The sequence below is a fragment of the Caulobacter soli genome, from assembly GCF_011045195.1.
Classification (GTDB): Bacteria; Pseudomonadota; Alphaproteobacteria; order Caulobacterales; family Caulobacteraceae; genus Caulobacter; species Caulobacter soli.
In genome coordinates this window covers 3,578,661-3,602,359 of record NZ_CP049199.1, presented here as the reverse complement: position 1 = coordinate 3,602,359, position 23,699 = coordinate 3,578,661, and the positions used below count along the sequence as shown (strand labels likewise).

The 23,699-nt window shown below is 69.2% G+C and carries 19 protein-coding genes; 9 read left to right on the top strand and 10 right to left on the bottom strand.

Features of this window, described 5'->3' with window-relative positions:
- Positions 1-38: 38 nt before the first annotated feature.
- The 4 genes from G3M62_RS16845 to G3M62_RS16830 are packed head-to-tail and all read right to left on the bottom strand — an operon-like array spanning position 39 to position 6,030.
- Positions 39-1,199 (bottom strand): hybrid sensor histidine kinase/response regulator, encoded by a 1,161-nt coding sequence (locus tag G3M62_RS16845; RefSeq protein ID WP_165188984.1) that lies wholly within the window; start codon positions 1,197-1,199, stop codon positions 39-41.
- Positions 1,196-1,771, bottom strand: a complete 576-nt coding sequence (locus G3M62_RS16840; protein ID WP_165188982.1) for a chemotaxis protein CheB — start codon at positions 1,769-1,771, stop codon at positions 1,196-1,198. Before G3M62_RS16840 ends, G3M62_RS16845 begins: the two co-directional genes overlap by 4 nt.
- A complete protein-coding gene (locus G3M62_RS16835; protein ID WP_165188980.1) occupies positions 1,768-2,592 on the bottom strand; it encodes a CheR family methyltransferase in 825 nt (274 codons plus the stop codon). The genes G3M62_RS16840 and G3M62_RS16835 overlap by 4 nt, the downstream gene beginning before the upstream one ends.
- Positions 2,593-2,601: 9 nt before the next feature.
- Positions 2,602-6,030 (bottom strand): response regulator, encoded by a 3,429-nt coding sequence (locus G3M62_RS16830; protein WP_165188978.1) that lies wholly within the window; start codon positions 6,028-6,030, stop codon positions 2,602-2,604.
- 384 nt (positions 6,031-6,414) lie between these two features.
- Between G3M62_RS16830 and G3M62_RS16825 the strand changes: the two genes are divergently transcribed.
- The 7 genes from G3M62_RS16825 to mug all read left to right on the top strand — a co-directional run bounded on the left by G3M62_RS16825 (position 6,415) and on the right by mug (position 13,192).
- The gene (locus G3M62_RS16825; RefSeq protein WP_165188976.1) at positions 6,415-7,338 is read left to right on the top strand and encodes a LysR family transcriptional regulator; all 924 of its coding nucleotides are present in this window, start codon (positions 6,415-6,417) and stop codon (positions 7,336-7,338) included.
- A 116-nt stretch (positions 7,339-7,454) separates the two neighbouring features.
- Positions 7,455-9,065, top strand: a complete 1,611-nt coding sequence (locus G3M62_RS16820) for an MFS transporter (protein ID WP_165188974.1) — start codon at positions 7,455-7,457, stop codon at positions 9,063-9,065.
- A gap of 94 nt (positions 9,066-9,159) precedes the next feature.
- On the top strand, positions 9,160-10,248 hold the full coding sequence (locus G3M62_RS16815) for an HlyD family secretion protein (RefSeq protein ID WP_165188972.1): 1,089 nt from the start codon (positions 9,160-9,162) through the stop codon (positions 10,246-10,248).
- A complete protein-coding gene (locus tag G3M62_RS16810) occupies positions 10,241-11,656 on the top strand; it encodes an efflux transporter outer membrane subunit (RefSeq protein WP_165188970.1) in 1,416 nt (471 codons plus the stop codon). The genes G3M62_RS16815 and G3M62_RS16810 overlap by 8 nt, the downstream gene beginning before the upstream one ends.
- Position 11,657: 1 nt before the next feature.
- The gene (locus G3M62_RS16805; RefSeq protein ID WP_165188968.1) at positions 11,658-12,038 is read left to right on the top strand and encodes a nuclear transport factor 2 family protein; all 381 of its coding nucleotides are present in this window, start codon (positions 11,658-11,660) and stop codon (positions 12,036-12,038) included.
- Entirely contained in the window at positions 12,035-12,631 is a 597-nt protein-coding gene (locus tag G3M62_RS16800; protein WP_246263305.1) for a DNA-3-methyladenine glycosylase, read from the top strand. Before G3M62_RS16805 ends, G3M62_RS16800 begins: the two co-directional genes overlap by 4 nt.
- Before the next feature lie 9 nt (positions 12,632-12,640).
- Positions 12,641-13,192 (top strand): G/U mismatch-specific DNA glycosylase, encoded by a 552-nt coding sequence (gene mug, locus G3M62_RS16795; protein WP_165188964.1) that lies wholly within the window; start codon positions 12,641-12,643, stop codon positions 13,190-13,192.
- On the opposite strand, the gene G3M62_RS16790 is transcribed toward mug, so the two are convergent.
- The 6 genes from G3M62_RS16790 to G3M62_RS16765 form a co-directional block, all read right to left on the bottom strand.
- Positions 13,144-14,547, bottom strand: a complete 1,404-nt coding sequence (locus tag G3M62_RS16790; protein ID WP_165188962.1) for an efflux transporter outer membrane subunit — start codon at positions 14,545-14,547, stop codon at positions 13,144-13,146. The genes mug and G3M62_RS16790 overlap by 49 nt on opposite strands.
- Positions 14,534-15,709, bottom strand: a complete 1,176-nt coding sequence (locus tag G3M62_RS16785) for an efflux RND transporter periplasmic adaptor subunit (protein WP_165188960.1) — start codon at positions 15,707-15,709, stop codon at positions 14,534-14,536. The genes G3M62_RS16790 and G3M62_RS16785 overlap by 14 nt, the downstream gene beginning before the upstream one ends.
- On the bottom strand, positions 15,702-18,938 hold the full coding sequence (locus G3M62_RS16780; protein ID WP_165188958.1) for an efflux RND transporter permease subunit: 3,237 nt from the start codon (positions 18,936-18,938) through the stop codon (positions 15,702-15,704). Before G3M62_RS16780 ends, G3M62_RS16785 begins: the two co-directional genes overlap by 8 nt.
- 131 nt (positions 18,939-19,069) lie before the next feature.
- Positions 19,070-19,738: a response regulator transcription factor gene (locus G3M62_RS16775; protein ID WP_165188956.1), complete on the bottom strand. Its 669-nt coding sequence runs from the start codon at positions 19,736-19,738 to the stop codon at positions 19,070-19,072.
- Positions 19,739-19,740: 2 nt separating this feature from the next.
- On the bottom strand, positions 19,741-21,105 hold the full coding sequence (locus G3M62_RS16770) for a sensor histidine kinase (protein WP_165188954.1): 1,365 nt from the start codon (positions 21,103-21,105) through the stop codon (positions 19,741-19,743).
- A complete protein-coding gene (locus G3M62_RS16765; RefSeq protein ID WP_165188952.1) occupies positions 21,102-21,782 on the bottom strand; it encodes a response regulator transcription factor in 681 nt (226 codons plus the stop codon). Before G3M62_RS16765 ends, G3M62_RS16770 begins: the two co-directional genes overlap by 4 nt.
- Before the next feature lie 295 nt (positions 21,783-22,077).
- On the opposite strand from G3M62_RS16765, the gene G3M62_RS16760 reads away from it, so the two are divergent.
- Positions 22,078-22,659: an RNA polymerase sigma factor gene (locus G3M62_RS16760; RefSeq protein WP_165188950.1), complete on the top strand. Its 582-nt coding sequence runs from the start codon at positions 22,078-22,080 to the stop codon at positions 22,657-22,659.
- Complete coding sequence (locus G3M62_RS16755; RefSeq protein ID WP_165188948.1) at positions 22,628-23,593, top strand: FecR family protein; 966 nt, start codon at positions 22,628-22,630, stop codon at positions 23,591-23,593. Before G3M62_RS16760 ends, G3M62_RS16755 begins: the two co-directional genes overlap by 32 nt.
- Positions 23,594-23,699: the final 106 nt, after the last annotated feature.

The following is a 23,699-nucleotide window of genomic DNA, read 5'->3' as shown; positions in this document are numbered from 1 at the left end:
CCGGAGCGCCATAAGGTCATGCTTGGTTGAAAAGACTCTTAAGCGGCGTCCTGGCCAGGCTGGTCGGCGATGGGGATCCTGACGCTGAAGGTGCTGCCCATGTCCTGGCCCGCGCTTTCCACCTCGATCGAACCGCCGTGCAGCGCGACCAGTTGCTTGACCAGGGCCAGTCCGATGCCAAGGCCGCCCTGGGCCTTGGTCAGGTGGTCCTCGACCTGGGCGAAGATCTCGAAGATGCCCGACTGCATCTCCGGCGGGATGCCGACGCCGGTGTCCGAGACCGTGATCACCGCCGCGTCGCCGTGGGTCGTCACCGACAGCGAGACCTGGCCGCCCGACGGCGTGTACTTGGCCGCGTTGTTGAGCAGGTTGGACACGACCTGGGCCAGGCGGGTGTGATCGGCGTCCAGCCAGATCGCCTCGTCGGGAATCTGGATCGTGAACTGGTGGCCGCCGGCGTCGATATTGTGCTGGCTGGCCTCGATCGCCGAGCGAAGGATTTCGCCCAGGTCGAGCCGCTCCTTCTTCAGCGAGATCTTGCCCTGGTTGACCCGCGAAACGTCGAGCAGGTCGTCGACCAGGTGCGAGAGGTGGGTCAGCATCCGGTCCATGCGCGTGCGGATGTCGCTGGCGCGTTCCGGCGGGATGTCCTTGCCCAGCAGGTGCAGGCCGCCGCTCAGCGCCGCGACGGGGTTGCGCAGTTCGTGGGCCAGCACCGCCAGGAAGCTGTCCTTGTGGCGATCGGCCCGCCGCAGGGCCTGGGCCGCGGCTTCCAGCTCGTCGCGCTGAAGTTCGAGCTGCTGGCGCTGCTTGTACAGGTCGAAGAACACGTTGGCCTTGCTGCGCAGCACGTGGGCTTCGATCGGCTTCTGGATGAAGTCGACCGCGCCGGCCTCGTAGCCTCGGAAGCGGCGCTGGTTGCTGGAGGCGCCGGCGGTCACGAAGATGATCGGCACGCGGCTGGTGCGGACGTTGCCGCGCATGAACTCGGCCAGTTCGAAGCCGTTCATGCCGGGCATCTGGACGTCGAGCAGCGCCAGCGCGACGTCGTGCATCAGCAGCAGCTCGAGCGCTTCCTCGCCGGACCGCGCCTTCAGACAGGTCAGACCCTCCCGCTGCAGCAGCGCCTCGAGCGCCAGCAGGTTCTCTTCGAGGTCATCGACGAGGAGGAAGTTGATCGGCTTTTCCGCGATCATCATGCGGTCCCCAAACTCGACAAGTATGATGCGATCGCATCCAGGTTCATGATGGTGGCGGCCGAACTGGCCTCGATCGCCGCTTCGGGCATGGCCGACGCATAGGCCCCGACGGGGTTCTCGACGATCGCCATGCCACCGGCGTCGACGATCGCCTTGAGACCGGCCGCGCCGTCGTGGTTGGCGCCGGTCAGGATGACGCCGACCAGGCCTGGGCCATAGGCGTCGGCGGCGCTCTCGAACAGGACGTCGATGGAGGGGCGGGAATAGTTCACCGCCTCGTCGGACGACAGGGCGAAGGCGCCGTCCGCCTCGATGAGCACGTGATAGTCCGAGGGCGCGAAATAGATCACGCCGCCGACCACGGGCTCCTTGTCCTCGGCCTCCTTGACCGTGATCCGGCACTTGGCCTGGAACAGCGGCAGCAGGACGTTGGAACGGTCCGAGGGCACGTGCACGACCACCACCACGGGGAGGGGATAGCCGACGGGCAGGCGCGGCAGGATGGCCTGCAGCGCCTGGACCGCGCCGGCCGAGGCGCCGATCGCCACCGCCTTGATGGGGCGCCGGCTCACAGCTCGCGCCTTTGATAGATCTTCTCTTCCGGCACGAAGTCGGAGAAGCCCGTGGCGTGGGCCGAGAAGCGCAGGCTCTCCTTCGAGCCCAGGCCCAGGAACCCCTTGCGGGCCAGGGAGTCGCGGAACAGGCCGATGGCCCGGTCCTGCAGCGCCCGATCGAAATAGATCATCACGTTGCGGCACGAGATCAGGTGCATCTCGGCGAAGACGGCGTCGGTCACCAGGCTGTGGTCCGAGAACACCACGCGGTCGCGCAAGGTCTTGTCGAACACCGCCCGGCCGTAGGCGGCCGTGTAGTAGTCCGACAGCGACGAGCGGCCACCGGACTTCTGGTGGTTCTCGGTGAACTTCCGGATCCGGTCGATCGGATAGGCGCCGGCCTCGGCGGCCCTCAGGGCCTCGGGATTGATGTCGGTCGCATAGAACAGCGTCCGATCGTAGAGGCCTTCCTCGCGAAACAGGATGGCCAGCGAGTAGAGCTCCTCGCCGGCGCTGCTGCCGGCGATCCACACCTTCAGGGACGGATAGGTCCGCAGGTGCGGCAGCACCTTTTCCCGCAGCGCCCGGAAGTAGGTCGGGTCGCGGAACATCTCGCTGACCTGCACGGTCAGATAGTCGAGCAGGCGCGGCAGCATGGCCGGGTCGTGCAGGACGCGATCCTGCAACGCCGAGATGCTGGCGAAGCCCAGCTGGTCGCGCGCCTGGATCAGGCGTCGTTTGATCGACGCCCGCGCATAGTGGCGGAAGTCATAGTGGTAGCGCTGGAAGAGCGCCTCCAGAAGGAGCTGGATCTCGAGGTCTTCAATCTTCTCGGACACGGATCATGCCTACCTGGGCATCCAGACCCGGACGAGCGAGAGCAGCTTGTCCACGTCGATGGGTTTGGCCATGTAGTCGCTGGCGCCGGCGGCGAGACAGCGCTCCTGGTCGTCGGGCATGGCCTTGGCCGTCAGCATCAGGATCGGCAGCTTGGACCACTTGGGATCGTCGCGGATCTCGCGCGTCGCCGCCAGGCCGTCCATGACCGGCATCATCACGTCCATCAACACCAGGTCGACGGCGCGCGACGGATCCTCGGCCGAGCGGGCCAGGGCCTCGATCGCTTCGCGGCCGTTGCGGGCGATCTCGATGACGGCGCCGCGCGGCTCCAGCACGTTGGTCAGGGAATAGACGTTGCGGATGTCGTCTTCGACGATCAGCACGCGCCGGCCCTCCAGGACGGCGTCGCGATTGCGCGCCTTCTGGATCATCTTCTGCTGCTCGGGCGGTAGTTCCGACACCACCTGGTGCAGGAACAGCGAGACCTCGTCCAGCAGGCGCTCGGGAGACTTGGCGCCCTTGATGATGATCGAGCTGGAATAGCGGCGCAGCCGCTGCTCGTCGTCCGCCGACAGGTCGTGGCCGGTGTAGACGATGACCGGCGGGAAGGCGTGATCACCGTCCTGGCTGAGCGTCTCCAGCAGGGAGAAGCCCGAGGCGTCCGGCAGCGACAGGTCCAGGACCATGCAGTCGAAGGTCTGCTGCTTGAGCTGCTCCAGACATTCGGCCGCCGTGCCGACGCCGACCGTCTCGACGTCGCCCGAGGACAGCAGCTTGCCGACGGCGTCGCGCTGGACCTCGTCGTCCTCCACGATCAGGACCCGCCGCACCGTGCTGGTCAGTTTCGACTGCAGCGTCTTGAGCACCTCGGCCAGGTCGTCGCGCTTGACCGGCTTGATCATGTAGCCGATCGCGCCCAGCGACAGGGCGGTCTGGCTGTGGTCGGCGGCCGAGATGACGTGGATCGGGATGTGCCGGGTGGTGTCGTCGCGCTTGAGGCGGTCCAGGACCATCAGGCCCGATTCATCCGGCAGGCCCACGTCCAGCACCACGGCGCTGGGCTTGAACTTCCGGGCCAGCTTGAGGGCGTCCTCGGCGGTGCCGGCCACCAGGCATTCGAAGCCCAGCTCGTGGGAGAGGTCACGCACGATGCTGGCGAACTTGTCGTCGTCCTCGATGACCAGCAGCACACGGCGGCCGCCGGTCAGCTTGTCGCGATCGTCCTCGACCAGGGTGGGCGCGGGCTTTGACCGCTTCGCGCGTGCCGGCGTCGGGGAGGGCGCAGCGTCGATGGGAGACGATTGTTCGCGAGGGCCCACGCGCGCCGGGTCGTAGGTGCGCGGCACGGTGACGGTGAAGGTGCTGCCTTCGCCGGCCTGGCTCCGCAGCGTGATCGCCCCGCCCAGCAGACGCGACAGCTCGCGCGAGATCGACAGGCCAAGGCCTGTGCCGCCGTACTTGCGGCTGATGGTGCCGTCGGCCTGGCGGAAGGCCTCGAAGATGCTTTCCTGCTTTTCGCGCGGGATGCCGATGCCGGTGTCGGTGACGGCGAAGGCCAGGCTGTCGTTGGCGGCCGGCGTGACGGCCAGGCGAACGCCGCCGCTCTCGGTGAACTTGAAGGCGTTCGACAGCAGGTTCTTGAGGATCTGCTCCAGGCGCTGGCGATCGGTTTCGACCAGAGCCGGGCAGTTTTCCGCGACGACAATCTCGAAATCCAGGTTGCGTTCGTCGGCCACCGGCTGGAACAGCTGGCGGAGGTCGCCCGTCAGTCGCTGCAGCGGAACGCTCTCGGGGCGAACCTCGATGTGGCCCGCCTCGATCTTCGACAGGTCGAGGATGTCGTTGATCAGGGTCAGCAGGTCATTGCCCGACGACTGAATGGTCTGGGCGAACTTGACCTGCTCGCCCGAAAGGTTGCCGTCCGGATTGTCGCCCAGCAGCTTGGACAGGATCAGCAGCGAATTGAGCGGCGTGCGCAGCTCGTGGGACATGTTGGCCAGGAAGTCGGATTTGTACTGGCTGGCCTGCTCCAGTTCGCGCGCCTTCAGGGCCACGGCGGCGCCGGTTTTCTCCAGCTCGTCGCGCTGGGTCTCCAGGGTCTGGGCCTGCTCTTCCAACTGGCTGTTGGTCTGCTCCAGCTCGACCTGCTGCTGCTCAAGCCGCGTCTGCGACTCCTTGAGCGCCCGGCCTTGCTCCTCCAACTCCTCGTTGGAGACCCGCAGCTCTTCGCTCTGCACCTGCAGTTCTTCGGCCTGGCGCTGGGTTTCCTCCAGTACGTCCTGCAGTTCGGACCGATAGCGCGCCGAGCGCAGGGCGATGCCGATCGAGGCCGAGGCCTGGTTCAGCAGGTCGAGAACCAGATCGTCGACGGGATGCAGGAAGCCCAGCTCGATCACGGCGTTGACCAGATCGTCGGCATGGGTCGGGACGATGACCAGGTGCCTTGGCTTGTCGCGGCCCAGGCCCGAGCCGATCGTCAGGTAGCCGTCGGGCACGTCGCGGATGATCGTCGCCAGCCCGTCGGCCGCGGCCTTGCCCAGCAAGCCTTCCTTGAGGTCGAAGCGGACGGTCACGTCGGCGTCGGCCGGAATGCCCAGGGCCGCGGCGCGGTGGAAGTGACCCTTTTCACCCTTGAACAGCGCGCCGGCCTGGAAGCCCAGATACTGCGCCAGGAAGGCCAGGATGCTGTCGCTCAGTTCCTCGACCGACTTGTCGCCCATCATCGCGACCGACAGGCCGACCTGGCCCGATTGCAGCCATTCCTCGCGAGCGCGAGCCTGGGTGCTGCGACGGATCAGGACGAACACCGCGATCGTCAGGGCCGCGCCGAGCAGGCCCGACAGCACGCCGCTGGTCAGGGCTGACTTGTAGGCGGCGTCCATCTCGGCCAGGCGGATGTCGCGCAGGCGGTTTTCCTCCTGGCGCATGACCTCGAGCTGGGTGCGGATCGCGTCCATCTCGACCTTGCCGCGGTCGGTGGCGACGACGGCCAGCGCGGCTTGAGCGCCCTGGTCGCGTCGCAAGGCGATGGTTTCCGCCAACTCGCCGAGCTTGGCGTCCAGGTGTCGCTTGAGCGGGCCGATATTGGCCTGCTGCACCGGGTTGTCCTTGGTCAGCGAGGCGACGGTCTCGACGCGCGACGCGGCGGCTGTGACCGCGCGCTGATAGGGTTCCAGGTAGCGATCATTGCCGGTCAGCAGGTAGCCGCGCTGGCCGGTCTCGGCGTCCTGGGTGGTGGAGAGGAGCTCGTCCAGCGAGATCAGCACCTCGTGCGTGTGCCAGATCTTTTCGCTGTCGCTGCGCAGCACCTCGATGTTGCGATAGGCCGTGACCCCGCTGACCAGAAAGAAGGCGAGCACGAGCGCCAGCCCGATCGTTGTCCATAACTCCACTTTCGTCCGGGAGGAGGACGCGCGACGAGGTTCGATCAGGGACATGAGATTCTCGAAGTCGGAGTTTTTCGATCCCGCCCGCCCGGTCGCGGCCGGGAAGCAGGCGGTCTTGAAGGGGTCAGCGCTCGCACGGGATGGGCGAGATGGGGCGGATTGGCGCGCGGGCCGTCAGGCTATCGGTCATATCCGCGAGCCGGGGCAACCGTTCATCTTCAGATGACCGAAGGTTTTTTCCGCTCAAGCCAAGCCACACGAAATACGCCCGAACCACCCGACACCCCCGACCGCGCGCCCCATCACGCGGAGCTTCTAACGGCGAGCGATGGTAAAGGTTCCGGGTGATTTACCGTGAACGGCATGCCGGGGCGGTCGATCCGCTCGTCATTGTCGGTCGTGGCCCGTTTCATCGACCGTTTCAGGAAGCGTCGGATGCAGCAACTTCCCGATTTCGAGGCGTGGGCGATCTTCTCCAAGGTCGCCGAGTGTGGCTCGTTCTCTGACGCGGCCCGAGAGCTGGGCCTGACCAAGGCGACGGTCTCGCGGGCGGTCACGCGGCTGGAAACGCGCCTACGGACCACGCTGCTGACCCGGACCACGCGCAAGCTGTCGCTGACCGAAAGCGGCCGCGCCGCCCTGGGCCGGGCGGCGCGCATTCTCGATGACGGAGCGGCGATGGAGGCGGAGATCCTGGAGGAGGCGGCCATCCCGCGCGGTCCGGTCCGCCTGGCCTGCTCGGCGGCCTTCGGCGTGCGGGCGCTGGCGCCGTTGCTGCCGGACTTCTTCACGCTCTATCCCGAGATCGATCTGGATTTCCACATCACCGACGAGCCGGTCGACCTGATCGCGGCGGGTTTCGACATGGCGATCAAGCCTGGCGCGATCGCCGACTCCAGCCTGAGGGTCACGCGCCTGGTGTCGTTGCGAACCTCGATCATCGGCGCCCCGGCCTTCTTCGAGCGTCACGGTCGCCCGGAAAAGCCCGAGGACCTCGCGCGCCTGCCGGTGATCGTCTTCACCCAGCTGCCCCAGCCGCTGGATTGGCGTCTGCATCATCCGCACGAGGGCGAACGCTTGGTGCGCGTCGAAGCGGCCTATCGCTTCAACAACGCCGCCGCCTGCATCCCGACCCTGACCGCCGGCCTGGCCCTGTCCGCCCAGCCCGAGCTCTTCGTACGCCGGGAGTTGGCGAACGGGACGCTGGAGACGGTTCTTCCCGACTGGACCGTGGCCGCCATACCGATCCACGCCCTGACGCCCCCGGCCAAGGCGCGGCCGGCGCGGGTGCGGGTGCTGATCGACTTCCTGCGCCGGCGTCTGGGAGACGAGGATCAGATTTCAGGACCCGCGATCTAATCCTTCAAGATTGATTGGCGCGATTTCTGGAACAGTGAAGTACGCCGTGGCCGGCTAATCCCGCCTGTCGAAGCCCAGTACCTGTGCAGCGTCGCCACGAGGTCTCGGAGTTCGACATGCCCGCGCGCCAAGTCCCCGCTAGAGCCGCACCAGGCCTGTCGTCGCCGGCCGCCTCGTCGCGCGCGCCCATCAGCGCCCTGGCCCTTTCGGCCTTCGGGGCGCTGATGGGCGGACTGTTTCCGATCAGCGTGATCTTCTCGCTGGGCGACATCGGCGGCGGGCTGTCGGCCAGCGCCGACGACACCGCCTGGCTGGTCACGGTCTACAATGTCGGCCAGATCCTGGGCCAGCCGCTGCTGATGATCACCGCCGGGGCCTTCGGGCGCGGCGTCGCCATGCGGGTCGCTGGGGCCGGGTTCGTGATCAGCAGCCTGGCCGTCGCCTTCGCCCCGGGGCTGGATTGGGCGATCGCCGCCCGTCTCGTCCAGGGTGTGTTCGGCGGCGTGCTGCCGACCTTCATGATGTTGCTGGTGATGACCAGTCCGCTGCGCGGCCGCGCCCAGGTCGCGGGGCTGGCCGTCTTCTCGCTGGCGTCGTCTGCGGGCCTGGGCCTGGCGGCGGGCGTCGCGGCCTGGCTGATCGAGTTGGGAGGCTGGCGCGCCCTGTTCTGGGGACAGGCCCTGGCGGGTCTGCTCTATACCGCCCTGGCGTTCCTGGTCCTGCCGGGCGAGCGCGGCGACCCCCGGCGTCTGCGCGCGACCGACTGGAGCGGCTATGGCCTGCTGTCGCTGGCGCTGGGCCTACTGGTCATCGGCGTCAGCGAGGGCGAGCGTCATTTCTGGTTCGAGGCCTGGTGGGTCACCGCGACGCTGGCCTGCGGGACCCTTGGCCTCGTCCTGGCCCTCAGGCTCATCCCGCAAGCGTCGCCGCCGCTGCTCCGGCTGGACGTCATCGCCAAGCCCACCCTGGGCTGGGCGCTGATCTTCCAGCTGTTCTTTCGCTTCGGCCTGATGTTCGGGATCGTCGTCGCGCCGCAATATCTGGTCCGGCTGCAAGGCTATCGCGTCGAACAGCTGGGGCCGTTGCTGCTGCCGCTGGCCGTCGCCACCCTGGTCGCCGGCCCCGTGGCCTGGTGGACCGTCTGCCGGTTCGATCCGCGCCTGAGCCTGTCGCTCGGCCTGGCCAGCTTCGCCCTAGCCGCCGCCCGGGCGGCGTTTCTGTCGTCCGACTGGGCCGCGCCGGAGCTGTTCGGACTGCTGGTGTTGATCGGTGTCGGCCAGGCGTTCGTCGGCGTCGCTCTGTTGCGGTTCGCCACCTTCGAGGTCCATCCGCCGACCCAGGGCCCGACCGTGGGCATCGCCTTCAACTACGCCCGCGTGTTTGGCCTCGCCGTCGGCGTTGCGGCCGCCAGCCACACCCTGGTCGAGCGCGAGAAGTTCCACTCCGCCCGCTTGGGCGAGAGCCTGAACCTCCTCGACGGCGACGTCAGCCAGCGGCTGGCCGTCCAGGCGGGGGCCTTCGCCAACTGGATCCCCGATCCCGCCGCCGCTCAACGGGCCAGCGTCGCCAGTCTGGCGCGCGCCACGTCGGGCCAGGCCTTCGCCCAGGGCTTCGGCGACGCCTTCGCCGTCATCGCGGCCGGACTGCTGCTGGCCGCCATCCTCGTCTGGGCGCTGCCGCGCCTGCCCGCCGTTCCCGCACAAATTCCCGACAAGACCCGCGCTTGAGAAGGACCTCGCCATGAGCGCCCGCGCCCAACCCCCGCCGCCTCCGCCGTCCCCGCCAGAGCCGCCGCCGGCTCCCACGGGAACCGGCCGGCGCGTGGCCATCGCCACCGCCTCGGTCGCCGCCCTGAGCATCGCCGTCGCCGCCGGCTATGGCCTGTGGCATCGGATCAGCCCGTTCGAGGCCACCGACAACGCCTATGTGCGCGGCGACCTGACCTTCGTGGCGACCAAGGTTCCCGGCTACGTCGTCGAGGTCGCGACCGAGAACAACCGCCGGGTCGCGCCCGGACAGGTTCTGGCGCGGATCGACCCGCGCGACTACCAGGCCGCCGTCGCCGACGCCGAGGCCGCCCTGGCCCAGCAGAAGGCCGCGAACCTGCAGATCGACGCCCAGTTCCAGCTGCAGCTGGCCCAGATCGAGGTCGCCGACGCCGTCGTGGCCTCGGCCAACGCCCAAGCCCAGCGGGCGCGATCGGACTTCGCGCGCGCCAAGGACCTGGTCAGTGACGGCGCGGTCAGCCGCTCGGTCTTCGAGCAGTCGACGGCCGACGAGGTGCGCGCCCGGTCGGGCGTGACCCAGTCGGTGGCCCAGGCCGCCTTCGCGCGCCGCCAACTGGCGGTCCTGGACGCGCAACGCCAGGCCAATCTCGCGGCCCAACAGGGCGCGCAGGCTAAGCTCTTCAAGGCCCGGAACGATCTGGACAGCACGACGATCACCGCGCCACGCGAGGGGCTGGTGGCCGCGCGCAACGTGCGGCTGGGCGAGTATGTCGGGGTCGGAACCCGGCTGATGGCCGTGGCCCCGACGCGAGCGCTGTGGATCGAGGCGAACCTGCGCGAGACTCAAATCTCGCGGATCCGGGCCGGCGACCGGGTGCAGATCCGGGTCGACGCCGCCAATGACCAGGTCTTCTGCGGCACGGTGGAAAGCCTGTCGGCGGCGTCCGGCTCGGAGTTCTCGGTGATCCCACCCGACAACGCGACGGGCAACTTCACCAAGATCGTTCGCCGCTTTCCGGTGCGGATCCTGTTCGACGCCCGCCAGCCGGGCCTGGACCGGCTGGGTTCCGGCATGTCGGTCGAGCCCAGGATCGCCGTCGGCTCCCACGTCTCGGGCAAGGCCTCGGGGCTCACGGCCCTGTTCGGCGGCTTCCGCTGCGGGACGAGAGGCGGCCATGCGTAGCCCCGTTCTCACCGCCGTCACCCTGGTCGGGGCGCTGCTGGCCTCGGCCTGCGCCGCGCCCGACCTCGGCCCCAAGCCGGTCGTCAAGGTGGTCGGCCAACAGCAGCTGTTCACCGGCCCGGTCGCCGATTGGCCGACCGAGGACTGGTGGACGGGCTATGGCGATCCGCAACTGACCGGCTTGATCGCAACCGGCCTCCAGGACGCGCCGACCATCGCGGTGGCCCAGGCCCGGTTGCGGCGCGCTTCGGCCCTGGTGGGGCTGGCTGGCGCAGCCCAACAACCGAGCGTCTCGGCCAACGCCGCCGCCGCCGAGTCCAAGCCCAGCTACAACACCGGCCTGCCGACGCCGGCGGCGCTGCACGGCTGGAACGACACCGGGCGAGCGACGCTGGACTTCAGCTACGAGCTCGACCTCTGGGGCAAGACCCGCGCCTCGATCGCGGCGGCTACCTCCGAGGAAGCCGCCGCCAAGGCCGACGCGGCGGCGGCGCGTCTGATCGTGTCGACCTCGATCGCGGCGGCCTATGCGGACCTGGCGCGATTGTTCGCCGATCGCGACGTCCTGGCCTCCACCGTGGGTGTCCGGGAACAGACCCTCGCCCTGGTCCGTCGACGGACCGAAGGCGGTTACGATTCCGAGGCCGAGCTTCGGCAGGCGCAGGTCGGGCCGCCGCTGGCCCGCGCTGAGTTGGAGGCGGTCGACGAACAGATCGCCCTGACCCGGCTGCGCCTGGCTTCGCTGATGGGCCAGACGCCGGATCGCGCCGCGTCGATCGCCAGGCCCCAGGTCACCGCCTTGCGCAGCCTGGGTCTGCCCGCCGACCTACCGACCGCCCTGATCGCACGACGTCCGGACCTCGTGGCCGCCCGCTGGCGGGCCGAGGCGGCGTCGGAGCGGATCGACGTCGCCCACGCGGCCTTCTATCCGAACGTCAATCTGGTGGGGTTGATCGGCGTTCAGTCGCTGGGGATTGGGAACCTCGCCGATGCGGGATCCAACCTGGGATCTGCCGGCGCTGTCCTTGGTCTGCCGATCTTCGACGGTGGACGGCGTCAGGCGGGTTTCAAGGTCGCGCGCGCCGACTATGACGCCGCGATCGGCGCCTACGACGGGACCCTGAACCAGGCGCTGGAGGAGATGGCCGACGCCGTCACCTCACAGCGCGCCCTTGAACAGCGGCTGGCCGACAGCCGCGAGGCCGAGGAAGCCGCGACGAGCGGTTGGCGGCTGGCCAAGCGTCGCTACACCGGAGGAGCGACCGACTTCACGGCCGTGCTGGTCGCCGAGGGCCGGATGCTGGCCACGCGACGCGCGGTCTCGACCCTGGAGGCGCGTCGCTTCATCCTGGACCTGGCTCTGGTGCGCGCCCTGGGCGGCGGCTGGCGGGAAGGGCAGGGAGGTTGAGATGGAAGACCAGGACGTTCGAAGGGCTCTGGACCGTCATTGGGCCGCCTCCGATGCGGGCGACCTGGAGGCGGAACACGCGATCTACCGCGAGGACGCGGTGCTGGACTATCCGCAGTCGGGCGAGCGCATCCATGGGCGGCGAGGGATCCAGTCGTCCCGCGCCGCGCAGCCCAGCCAGAAGCGCTTCACGGTTCGACGGATCGTGGGCGCAGGCGATCTGTGGGTGACGGAGCTGGTCCTGACCTATGACGGCCGGCCGTCCTATACCGTCAGCGTCATGGAGTTCCTCGACGGGCAGGTTGCCCGTGAGACCCAGTATTTCGGCGATCCGTTCGAGCCGGGCGCGTCGCGCGCGCAATGGGTGGAGCTGACGCGTTGAAGTTCGTCCCGCTGGCGCGCTCGGAGCTGCCCGTCGACACGGCCGCCATGGCTCGCTTCCTGATCGGCAAGGCGGTGGTGCGCGAGACGTCCGAGGGCGTGCTCAGCGGCCGCATCGTCGAGACCGAGGCCTATATCGTCGGCGACGCGGCCGGGCACACGTTCCGGGGCATGACGCCAAGAACCCGGTCGCTGTTTCTCGAACCCGGGCACGCCTACATCTATCTGAACTACGGCACGTCCTACATGCTGAACGTCTCGAGCGAGGCGGCCGGGATCGGGGCGGGCGTGTTGATCCGGGCGCTGGAACCGCTGGAGGGCGTGGCGATCATGCAGCGCAATCGCGGGACCGATCAGTTGCGCGACTTGGCGCGAGGGCCGGGGCGACTGGCCCAGGCGCTGGAGATCGGACCATGGGCCAACGGTCTGGACCTTTGCCAGAAGGGGCCGTTGTGGCTGGCTCAAGGCGATGGCGAACCCGGCGACATCGGGCAGGGCGTGCGGATCGGGCTCACGCGGGACGCGGACCGGCCCCTGCGGTTCTATGTTCGCGGCAACCGGTTCGTCAGCGGTCCGAAGTCGCTCAACGTCTAGATCGAGACCATGGAAAAGCCTCTTCCCGACATCGTCGCGCCCGGCCTGGACGTCGTCTTCTGCGGGCTGAACCCGGGGCTCTCGGCGGCCGCGGAGGGGCATCACTTCGTCGGGCGTAGCAACCGGTTCTGGCGCGTCCTGCATCTGGCGGGCTTCACCCCCGAGCAGATCGCGGCCGAGCACGACGCCAGCCTGCTGACCTACGGCCTGGGGATCACCAGCGTGGTCGAGCGGCCGACCGCCGGCGTCGACGACCTGGCGCGGTCGGAGTTCGTGGCCGCCGCCGGAGGGTTCGAGGCCTGGGTCCGTCGTTGGACGCCGCGTTACGTGGCCTTCCTGGGCAAGGCGGCCTATGCGGCGATGATGGGCCGCCGGGAGGTGGCCTGGGGGCGCCAGGTCGAACCCTTCGGCGGCGCCGTCGCCTGGGTGCTGCCCAATCCCAGCGGCCGCAATCTCGCCTTCAGCCAAGCCGCGCTGGTCGCCGCCTATCGCGAGCTGCGCGACGAGGCCGTTCAGCCCCTGCCGCCGCCCAGCGCCCGGGTCAGGTCGACACTAGCCTGAAGGCGGCGCGTGCCCAGGATCAGCGACGCACGCTGGGCCTGCAGAGCGGCGGTCTGGGCTGTGACCACTTCCAGATAGTTGGCCGCGCCCTGGCGGTAGCGGATCATGGCCAGGGCCTCGGTGCGGCTAGCGGCCTCGGTCGCGTCGTCTTGGTCCTTGGCTTCGTCGGCCAGGTGGTTGGCCAGGGCCAGCTGGTCCTCGACATTGCGGAAGGCTCCCAGCACCACGCCGCGATAGCTGGCGGCGGCCTGGTCGAACTGGGCCCGCGCGGCCTCGACCCCGGCCTTGCGGCGGCCGCCGTCGAAGATCGAGCCGGCCAGTTGCGGGGCGATCATCCAGAAGGCGTTGGGCGAGGTCAGCAGGTCCACCCCGCCGGCCGATTGCCAGCCGGCCGAGCCGCCCAGGGTCAGGGCCGGGAAGCGGGCGGCTTGGGCCACGCCGATCTGGGCGTTGGCGGCGGCGGCGCGGCGTTCGGCGGCGGCGATGTCGGGCCGGCGCTGCAGCAGCACCGAGGGCACGGCCACCGGCACGCGCGGCTGGGTGAAGGTGATCTGGGCCGGCGGCAGGTTGAAGCTGGACGCGCTCTCGCCGACCAGGGCGGCGATGGCGTGCTCGTAGAGGGCGCGCTGGGCGGCGATGTCGCTGATCTGGGCCTTGGCGGTCGACAGCTGGGTCTGGGCCCGGCCGACGTCCAGTCCCGTGGCCGCGCCGCCGTCGTGGCGGATCTGGGTCAGCTGCAGGGCGCGGTCATAGGCGGCGGCCGTGTCGACCAGCAGCTTCTCCTGGGCGTCCAGGCCGCGCAGGGTCAGGTAGTCGTCGGCGAGTTCGGCCTGCAGCGACAGGCGCACCGACTCCAGGTCGGCGGCGCTGGCCTGGGCCTGGGCGCCGCTGGCGGCCACCAGGTTGCGCACCCGGCCCCACAGGTCCAGCTCGTAGGAGGCGGTCACCCCGACCTGGCGGGTCGAGTACTCGTCCGGACCGCCGCTGCGCAGCGGGGCGTTGTCGGAGCGTCGCTGGCGGATCGCCGTGGCCGAGCCGTCGATCGACGGCAGCAAGCCGCCGCGCGCCTGGTTGGCCAGGGCGGTGGCCTGATCGTAGGCGGCGGCCGCGGCGGCCAAGCTGGGATTGGCCTTGGCGGCGCGGGCCTCCAGGTCGTTCAGCGTCGGATCGCCATAGACCGTCCACCAGTCGCCGCGGGCTTGCGCCTCGGTTTCCGGCGCGGCCGGGGTCCAGGGACCCGTCTCCTTGAAGGCGGGCGCGACGGCGACCGTCGGCGGGGCGTAGGCCGGGGCCATCGAGCAGGCGCCCAGCATCGCGGTCAGGCCGACCGCGGCGAGCAGCCTAGCCCTGCGCATGGGGCGCTCCCTTGGCGGGGGCCGCGATCTTGACCGTGTCGCCGTCGACCAGGGCCTCGGGCGGGTTGTCGATGACCTTGTCGCTCGGACCGATCCCAGCGCCGACCTCGACCTCGGTTCCCAGGTCGCGGACGATGGTGATCGGCCGGATCTTCACGCGGTTGTCCGGACCGACCACGGCGACCATCGGGCCGTCGTGGCGGAACAGCACGGCGGTGGCGGGGGCCTGGGTGGTGGTCGTGGCCGAGGCCAGGCCGAAGGTGACCTGGGCGTAGGAACCGGGCTTCAGCTTGCCCTGGGCGTTGTCCAGCTGCAGCTCGACCAGCAGGGCGCCGTTGGCGCCGACCGACTGGGCGTCGTTGACCACCGAGGCGGTGAAGGTCTGGCCTGGATATTCCGGCACGCTCAGCTTGGCCGGCTGGCCGTGCTTGATCAGGGCCGAATAGCTCTGCGGTACGCTGACATAGATGCGCAGGCGATGCTGGTCGGCGACGGTGAAGAGTGCGGTGTCGGCCGCGCCGCCCACCGAGATCAGGGCGCCGATGTCGGTGTTGCGCGAGGTCACCACGCCGTCGAACGGGGCGACGATGCGCTTGAACGACTGCTGGGCCAGCAGGCGGTTGAGATCGGCGATCGCGGCGTTGACTGCCGAGCTGCGGGCGGCCAGGTCGCCGGCCTTTTCGTCGGCCTCCTGGCGGGAGACGGCGTCCTGGGCGACCAGGCCTTCCCAGCGCTTGGCCGTGGTGGCCGACAGGCGCTGGTTGGCCTGGGCCGTGGCCAGGTTGGCCCGGGCCTGCAGCACCTGCTGGTCCAGGTCCGGGGTGTCGATCTCGGCCAGCAGTTGGCCGGCCTTCACCGGCGAGCCGATGTCGACGTACCAGCGCTTGAGATAGCCGCTGGTGCGGGCGTGGATCGGAGCGTTGTAGAAGGCCTGGACGTCGCCGGGCAGGACCAGGTCGCGCTCGCCGCCGCCGGAGACCTTGGCCAGGGCGACCGTCGGGATCGCCTGGTCATGGGTCCAGGTCTTCAGCGAGGCGTCGGCGTTGACGCGGGCGAAGATGCCGGTGGCGACCACCAGAGCGGCCACGCAGACGGCGCCGACGGCGACCGCCTTCAGGTGGCGGGGCGGGGTGTGGCGCAGAGCGTCGATGGGCTCAGGCATGGACGGGTTCTCCGGTAAGCGGTCCGCCGGCGGAAGGGGCGGGGGCGACGGGCTCGGCGACGCGGTGGCCGTGCACGAGGCGGAAGACGACGGGGACGAACATCAGGGTGGCCAGGGTGGCGAAGATCAGGCCGCCGATCACGGCGCGGCCCAGCGGCGCGTTCTGCTCGCCGCCTTCGCCCAGGCCGAGCGCCATGGGACCCATGCCGATGATCATGGCCAGAGCCGTCATCAGCACGGGGCGGAAGCGGGTGAAGCCGGCCTCGACGGCGGCCTGCAGGGCGTCGCCGGTGGCCTCCAGCCGTTCGCGGGCGAAGCTGACCACCAGGATCGAGTTGGCGGTGGCCACACCCATGCACATGATCGCGCCGGTCAGGGCGGGCACCGACAGGGTGGTGCCGGTGGCGAACAGCATCCAGACGATGCCGGCCAGGGCGGCGGGCAGGGCGGTGATGATCACGAACGGGTCCAGCCACGACTGGAAGTTCACGACGATCAGCAGGTAGATCAGCACGATCGCCGCGATCAGGCCGAAACCCAGGCCGGAGAAGGCGGTGTTCATCGTCACCATCTGGCCGCGCAGGGTCACGGTCGCGCCCTTGGGACGCTCCTTGGCCATGTCCTTGATGACCTTGTTGATGTCGGCGGTCACCGCCCCCAGGTCGCGGCCCTGCGGCGTGGCGTAGATGTCGAGCACCGGCTGGATGTCGTAGTGGCTGACCACGGCCGGGGCGCTGTCGCGGCTGATCGTGCTGAGACCACCCAGGATCTGGGCGCCCTTGTTGGCGCCGGCCGCGGTGATCGGCAGGCCTTCCAGCCCCGACATCGCGTTGACGCGGTACTCCGGAACCTGGGCGACGATTGGGTAGGACACGCCGTTCTTGGGGTTCAGCCAGAAGGTCGGCGCGACCTGCGAGCTGCCGGCCAGCGAGGTGACCATGCTGTTGGTGACGTCGCGCTCGGTCAGGCCCAGTTGGGCGATGCGCGAGCGGTCGACGTCGACCCGCAGCTGCGGCGCGCCGGCCGGCTGCTGCATGCGGATGTCGGCCAGGCCCCGGATCGCCTTCAGCCGTGTCAGGATCTTGGCGGCGTAGGCGCGGTTGGCGGCGGCGTTGGGGCCGGCGACCTGCAGGTCGATCGGGGCGGGCGCGCCGAAGTTGAGGATTTGGCTGATGATGTCGGCGGGCAGGAACGAGAAGGTCGAGCCGGGGAACTGGCGGGGCAGAACCTCGCGCAGGGTCTTCACATAGGCCGCCGTCGGATGGTGCTCGGCCTTGAGGGCGACGAAGATGTCGCCGTCCTGTGGCCCGATCACGCCGGAGTTGCTGTAGACCATGTTGATCGAGCTGTTGGGGATGCCGATGTTGTCGACCACCGACACCAGCTCGTCGGCCGGGATGTTCTGACGGATCGTGCGCTCGACCTGGCCGAACAGCAGCGAGGCGTCCTCCAGTCGCGTGCCGACCGGGGCGCGGACGTGCAGGGTGATCTGGCCGGAGTCCACCGACGGGAAGAAGTTGCTGCCCAGGAACGGCACGAGGGCGAACGAGATCAGCACCACGGCCATGAAGCCGATGATGAACACCCGGGTGCTGCCCAGGGCCATGACCAGCAGGTTGCGATAGCCTTCGCGAAGCTTGCCGAACTGGGTCTCGAAGCCCCGCTGGAAGCGGACCAGCGGATTGCGCGACGGGGCGGCGGCGTGGCCGTGCTCGGTGGCGTGCTCGGAACCCAGGCGCTCGGGATCGTGGGGCTTCAGCAGATACATCGCCAGGGTCGGGACCAGGGTCCGCGACAGGATGAACGAGGCGATCATCGCGAAGACCACGGCCTCGGCCATCGGCACGAACAGGAAGCCGGCCACGCCCTTGAGCATGAACATCGGCACGAAGACGATGCAGATGCACAGCAGGGAGACGAAGGCCGGGACCACGATCTGCTGGGCGCCGTCGAGAATGGCCTCGCGCACGCCCTTGCCGTGTTCCAGGTGCCAGTTGATGTTCTCGATGGTCACCGTGGCGTCGTCGACCAGGATGCCGACGGCCAGGGACAGACCGCCCAGGGTCATGATGTTCAGCGTCTGGTGAAGGGCCGACAGGGCGGCGATGGCCGACAGCACCGCCAGCGGGATCGAGATCGCGATGATCACGGTCGAGCGCCAGCTGCCCAGGAACAGCAGGATCATGACGCTGGTCAGGGCCGCGGCGATCACGCCTTCCTTGATGACGCCGTTGATGGCGCCCTTCACGAACACCGACTGGTCGTTCAGCGGGGTGATCTTGAAGTCGTCGGGCAGGGTTTCCTGCAAGGCTGGCAGGCGGTCCTTGACCCCCTGGACGATGGCCAGGGTCGAGGCCGAGCCGTTCTTCAGGATCGTCGACAGCACCGCGCGCGAGCCGTCCACGTGCACCACGTTGGTCTGGGGCGAGGAGCCGTCGCGCACCTGGCCGACGTCGTGGATGTAGATCGTCGCGCCGTCGACCGTCTTGATCGGCAGGTTGTTCAGTTCCTCGATCGTCTCGGCGGAGTCGTTGAGACGCACATTGTACTGGAACGTGCCGATCTTGACCGTGCCGGCCGGCAGGATCTGGTTCTGGGCGGCGATGGCGTTGGAGACGTCCTGGGCCGACAGGTTCTTTGATTGCAGGGCGGCGGGGTCCAGGTCGATCTGGATCTGGCGCACCTTGCCACCGTACGGATAGGGGATGGCCGCGCCGGGCACGCTGATCAGGCCTGGACGGATGATCGTCTGGCTAAGGTCGAACAGCTTCTGTTCCGACTGCGACTTGGCCGACTGGGCCAGCTGCAGGATCGGCACGGTGGCGGCGCTGTAGTTGATGATCAGCGGCGGGGTGGTGCCGGCCGGCATCTGGCGCACCGCCGTCTGCGAGATCGAGGTCACCTGGGCGGTGGCCGTGCGGATGTCGACGCCGGGCTGGAAGTAGATCTTCACCACCCCGATGCCGGGCAGGGACTGGCTCTCGATGTGGTCGATGTCGTTGACCGTGGTGCTCAGCACCCGCTCGTAAGGCGTGACGATCCGGCCGGACATTTCCGAGGGCGACAGGCCGGTATAGTTCCAGGCCACGCCGATCACCGGCACGCGGATCTCGGGGAAGATGTCGGTGGGGGTTCCCAAGGCCGCCAGCACGCCGAAGATGACGATCAGCAGCGCCATCACGATGAAGGTGTAAGGGCGCGAAAGGGCGATACGGACGAGCGCGTTCAAACCGGCCTGCTCCAGATTGCAGGTGAAAGTCCCGCGCGCGATTCCGGGGGGTGGCGTCGACGCGCGGGACCAGCGCAAATACGAAAGCTGCGCAGGGCGCCTGATGCGCCCCGCCGCCTAACAGCGCCGTGTCAGCCGGATGAAAATCCTGTCATGTTGGCGTCCAGCCGATAGCCGTGGCCGCGCAGGGTGACGAGGAACGGCTGATCGAAGGTCTCGACCAGCCGCGCGCGCAGCCGCGCCACCAGCGTGCGCACCAGTTCCGGCTTGGGATCGCCGGTCTCGCCCCACACCTGTTCCAGGATCTGGGCGGCGCTGATCACTTCGCCGGCATGGCGCGACATATAGTCCAGCAGCCGGAACTCGCTGGCCGGCAGGGTCAGCTCGCGGTCGGCGAAGCGGGCCACGCGGGTGGCCGAGTCGAGTCGGAAGGGGCTGTCGGCGGCGGGGCTCGGGGCGAGGCGGACCAGGGCCGCGAGCCGGGCCTGCAGCTCCATGAAATGCACCGGCCGCGTGAAGCAGGCGTCGGCGCCGGCCCGCAGGGCGCGGGTGCGGTCGGCCGGCTCGGCGTGATCGGCGATGATCACCAGGACGCCGCCTTCCACCGCCTCGACCAGGCGAGCGATCGGGACCTGGGTCAGGTCGGCGACCTCGACCAGCACGCCGTCGAAGGCGCCGGCCGGCGCGACCAGCAGCGCCTCGCCGATGTCGGACGCCATTTCCACCACGTGACCGGCCTCGATCAGGGCCTGGGCCAGATAGGCCTCGCCGGGCCGTCGGAGCACGTGCAGCAGCCGCACCTTCAGGCCTCCAGGCCGCGCGGCCAGCAGTCCAGCGCCACCCGCAGGCCGGGCTTGGCGTCGGCCAGGGACAGGTCGAAATGGTGCAGGCGGGCGATGGCGGTGACGATGCTCAAGCCCAGGCCCGAGCCCGGCTCGGTGCGGGTCCGCTGCGAGCGGTAGAAGCGCTGGAGCACCGCGTCGCGCTCGCCTTCCGCCACGCCCGGTCCGTTGTCGGCCACTTCGATACGCGGACCCTTGTCGCAGACCAGCAACCGCACGCGCACGCGGCCGCCCTTGGGGGTGAACTTCAGGGCGTTGTCGACCAGGTTGCTGACGGCCTCGAACAGCAGGGCCGGATCGGCCGAGACCGGCGGAGCGCTGGGGGCGAACTCGCGGTCCAGGGCGATCTCCAGGTCTTCGGCCAGCGGATCGTGCAGTTCCAGAACATGCTCCAGCACATTTTCCAGATGAACCAGCTCGAAACAGGCCTGGCGGTCGCGGCGCTCGATCTCGCCGATGCGCAGGAGGGCGCGGAAACGGACCAGCAGGGCGTCGGTCTCGTCCAGCGCCTGCTCGATCATCTGGCGGTCGCCGCCCTCCAGCCGCGTTTCCTGGCTGACCCGATAGAGCAGGGCGCGCAGGCGGTTGAGCGGCGTTCGCAGGTCGTGGGCGACGTTGTCGCCGACGCTCTTGACCTCCCACAGCAGGCGCTCGGTCTCGTCCATCATGGCGTTGGCCAGGCCCGCCAGCATGTCGATCTCGTCGCGGCGGGGTGACACGGGCAGCCGCACGCCCAGCTTGCCTTTCAGGGCCGCGCGGCTGGCGGCCCGCAGGCGATCGATGCGGCGCAGCGGCGCCAGGCTGAGCAGAGCGGCCGCGCCCAGGCCCAGCAGCAGCATCACGGCGCCGCTGACCGCCAGGGCGTTGACGATGATCTCGCGCAGCCCGCTCAGCACCTTGGCGTCGTGGGCGACCAGCAGGATCTGGCCCGACGGCAGCCGCTCGATCAGGGCCCGGGCGCCCGGCTGGAAGCCCGCCTCCTGCAGGTCGTGCGGGGCGGCGTCGAGCACTGGGCTGGGCGGCAGGTGACGCACATTGCCGGCGATCGGCGCGCCGTCGGCGGCGAACAGGCCGTAGAACGACACCGCCCGGCTGTCGGCGGCGACCAGGGCGTTCACCCGCTGGGGCAGGTCTCGCGGCTCGCCGCTGGTCAGCACCCGGGCCTCGGCGACGATGATGGCGTCCAGCTGGCGCGACATGTAGCCGGCGGTGCGCCAGTAGATCATGCCCAGCAGGGCCACGACCGCCAGGGCGAAGACCGCGCCGTTCAGCAGGGTCAGCCGGAAGGGCGTCGTGCGCCACAGCTCGCCCACGCGCCGCTTCATCGCGGCGCCTGGATCGCGTAGCCGGAGCCGCGGATGGTGTGCAGCAGCGGCGGCAGGCCGGGCTTGTCGACCTTGCGGCGCAGCCGGCCCAGATGCACGTCGATCAGGTTGGTGCCCGGATCGAAGTGATAGCCCCAGATGGCCTCGAAGATCATCGTCCGGGTCAGCACCTGCTCGGCGTTGCGGACCATGAACTCCAGCAGCTTGTACTCGGTCGGCATCAGCCGGATCTCGATCCCGCCGCGCCGCACGGCGCGGGTCATCAGGTCGATCTCCAGGTCGGCGACGCTCAGGGCGGTCTGGCGCGGCGCGGCCGAGCGTCGACGCAGCAACACCTCCAGCCGGGCGGCCAGCTCCTCGGAGGCGAAGGGCTTGGTCATGTAGTCGTCGCCGCCGGCCCGCAGGCCCCGGACCCGTTCGTCGACGTCGCTGAGGGCGCTGATCATCAGCACCGGGATCTCGATGCCGGTCTTGCGCAGCACCGTGACGATGGCCAGGCCATCCAGGCGCGGCAGCATGCGGTCCAGGGTGATGGCGTCGAAGTCGCCGCTGACGGCGCGCACCAGCCCGTCGCGTCCGTCGGCGACCCACTCGACCTCGAAGCCGTGCTGTTCCAGTTCGGTGACGATCTCGCGCGCGGTGGTGGGGTCGTCTTCTATCGCCAGGATTTTCGGCATCTGGATCCCGAGACGCCGGGCGCTCGATGGATCGAGCCGCGCCGGCCGAGCGCGCGAGCCCCTCGTCAGTTCGAGGCTCAAGGCAGAATAGCCGCCCGGCGCCAGCCCGATCAAGGTCCGTGATCCTCGTGTTGAGCGCGGTGTAGTGACGACCAGAAGGCGCCCGAGGTCCGGTTCTGCATCGTGCGGCGGCGCCAAGGCGCGAACAGCGGCCGAATGTGCTGGCACGGTGTTGCTTGGCTGGCCATGCGGGTCGGAACGTCCGGCCGCCTGGATGGTCGTCCTCGAGGGTCCGTTGAAACAGAGCCGCGCCGAGATCGTCGCCTTCGTCGGCGGCCAGATACTGCCGCACGAGGCCGACGTGCGCGCTTGGCTGCGCCGGTCGGGCAGCGGCGGCGCCGACATCGACGACGTCATCCAGGAGACCTATTGCCGCCTGGCCGGCCTGGACAGCATCGCCCACATCGTCAACGGCCGCGCCTACTTCTTCCGGATGGCGCGCAACATCGCTATCGAGAAAATTCGCCGCTCGCGCATCGTTCGTATCGATTGCGTCACGGAAATCGACGCGCTGAACGTCGTAGATGATGAGCCTTCTCCCGAACGCGTGGTCGCGGGCCGTCGCGAACTGGGGCGAGTGCAGAAACTGATCGAAGGATTGCCCGAGCGGTGCCGACAGATCTTCACCCTTCGCCGGATCCACGGCCTCTCCCAGAGGGAGACCGCCACGCGGCTGGGGGTGACCGAGAATGTCGTGGAAATGCAATCGGCGCGGGGCTTGCGTTTAATCCTGCGGGCCTTATCGGAAGCAACGGCGCAGGATCAACCGACAGTCGGCAAGGCTCATGAGCTCCAATCAGTCCGCAAGCGAGATTGACGACGAGGCGGCCGACTGGGCCGCCCGCGTCGACGCGCGTGGACTGGACGTCGAGCGCGATCCCGAACTGCAAGCCTGGCTGAACGCGGACGCGCGCCGGGCGGGGGCGTTGCTGCGCGCCCAGGCGGCGATCAGCTTCCTGGATCGGGGCCGGGCCCTGGCCAACGGTGAACCCGTCGTCACCGCCTCGCGTCCCAGCCGCCGCGCGCTGATCGCCGGAGCCACCGGCGCGGCCGCCGCGGCGCTGGTCGGTGGGGTCGGGCTATGGACCGCGCGGCCGCAGCGACTGGACACGCGCCTGGGCGAGATCCGCCGTGTGCCGCTGGCCGACGGTTCGCTGGTGGCGATCAACACCAAGACCGCGCTCGAGGTGGCTATGAAGCCCCGGTCGCGGCACATCGTTCTGAAGGAAGGCGAAGCCTGGTTCCAGGTCGCCAAGGACCCGGAGCGCCCGTTCGTCGTGGCGGCGGGATCGGTCCGGGTGCGCGCGGTGGGCACGGCCTTCTCGGTGCGGCGTGGCGAGGAAGCCGGCGCTGGCGTCGACGTGATGGTCACCGAGGGCGTGGTCGAGACCTGGATCGAGGGCGACAGCGCGCCCCGGCGGCGGTTGTCGGCCGGCAGCCGCATCATTCTGGCCAGCGCCGTCTCGCCCACCGTGGCGGAATCGCCGTCCGAGATCGAGCGCAGCCTGGCCTGGCGCAACGGCGAGATCGCCCTGGACGGCGAGAGCCTCGACCAGGCGGCGCGCCTGTTCAACCGCTACAACAGCCGTCAGATCGTGATCGACGATCCGACGCTGGCCCAGGAACGTTTCGTCGGTCTTTTCCAGACCAATGAGCCCGAAAGTTTCGCCGCGGCGGTCGCCGCGACGCTCGGGGCCGCCATCAGTGATGATGAGCGCACCATCCGGATCAGTCGCGCTCATATTTCCTGAGCATATATTTCCCGCGCTGATCATGACTTGATTTAATGGTTCTCATTCATGATCGCGATATGAGTAAAACTTACTTCGATCTTATGTATATTGACTCAATATAGGT

Bases quoted from the DNA above. Each gene is read 5' to 3' on its own strand.
- G3M62_RS16755 (WP_165188948.1), top strand. From the start codon at position 22,628: ATGAGCTCCAATCAGTCCGCAAGCGAGATTGACGACGAGGCGGCCGAC.
- G3M62_RS16810 (WP_165188970.1), top strand. From the start codon at position 10,241: ATGCGTAGCCCCGTTCTCACCGCCGTCACCCTGGTCGGGGCGCTGCTG.
- G3M62_RS16785 (WP_165188960.1), bottom strand. From the start codon at position 15,709: ATGCCTGAGCCCATCGACGCTCTGCGCCACACCCCGCCCCGCCACCTG.
- G3M62_RS16770 (WP_165188954.1), bottom strand. From the start codon at position 21,105: ATGAAGCGGCGCGTGGGCGAGCTGTGGCGCACGACGCCCTTCCGGCTG.
- G3M62_RS16825 (WP_165188976.1), top strand. From the start codon at position 6,415: ATGCAGCAACTTCCCGATTTCGAGGCGTGGGCGATCTTCTCCAAGGTC.
- G3M62_RS16765 (WP_165188952.1), bottom strand. From the start codon at position 21,782: ATGCCGAAAATCCTGGCGATAGAAGACGACCCCACCACCGCGCGCGAG.
- G3M62_RS16830 (WP_165188978.1), bottom strand. From the start codon at position 6,030: ATGTCCCTGATCGAACCTCGTCGCGCGTCCTCCTCCCGGACGAAAGTG.
- G3M62_RS16845 (WP_165188984.1), bottom strand. From the start codon at position 1,199: ATGATGATCGCGGAAAAGCCGATCAACTTCCTCCTCGTCGATGACCTC.
- G3M62_RS16820 (WP_165188974.1), top strand. From the start codon at position 7,455: ATGCCCGCGCGCCAAGTCCCCGCTAGAGCCGCACCAGGCCTGTCGTCG.
- G3M62_RS16790 (WP_165188962.1), bottom strand. From the start codon at position 14,547: ATGCGCAGGGCTAGGCTGCTCGCCGCGGTCGGCCTGACCGCGATGCTG.
- mug (WP_165188964.1), top strand. From the start codon at position 12,641: ATGGAAAAGCCTCTTCCCGACATCGTCGCGCCCGGCCTGGACGTCGTC.
- G3M62_RS16805 (WP_165188968.1), top strand. From the start codon at position 11,658: ATGGAAGACCAGGACGTTCGAAGGGCTCTGGACCGTCATTGGGCCGCC.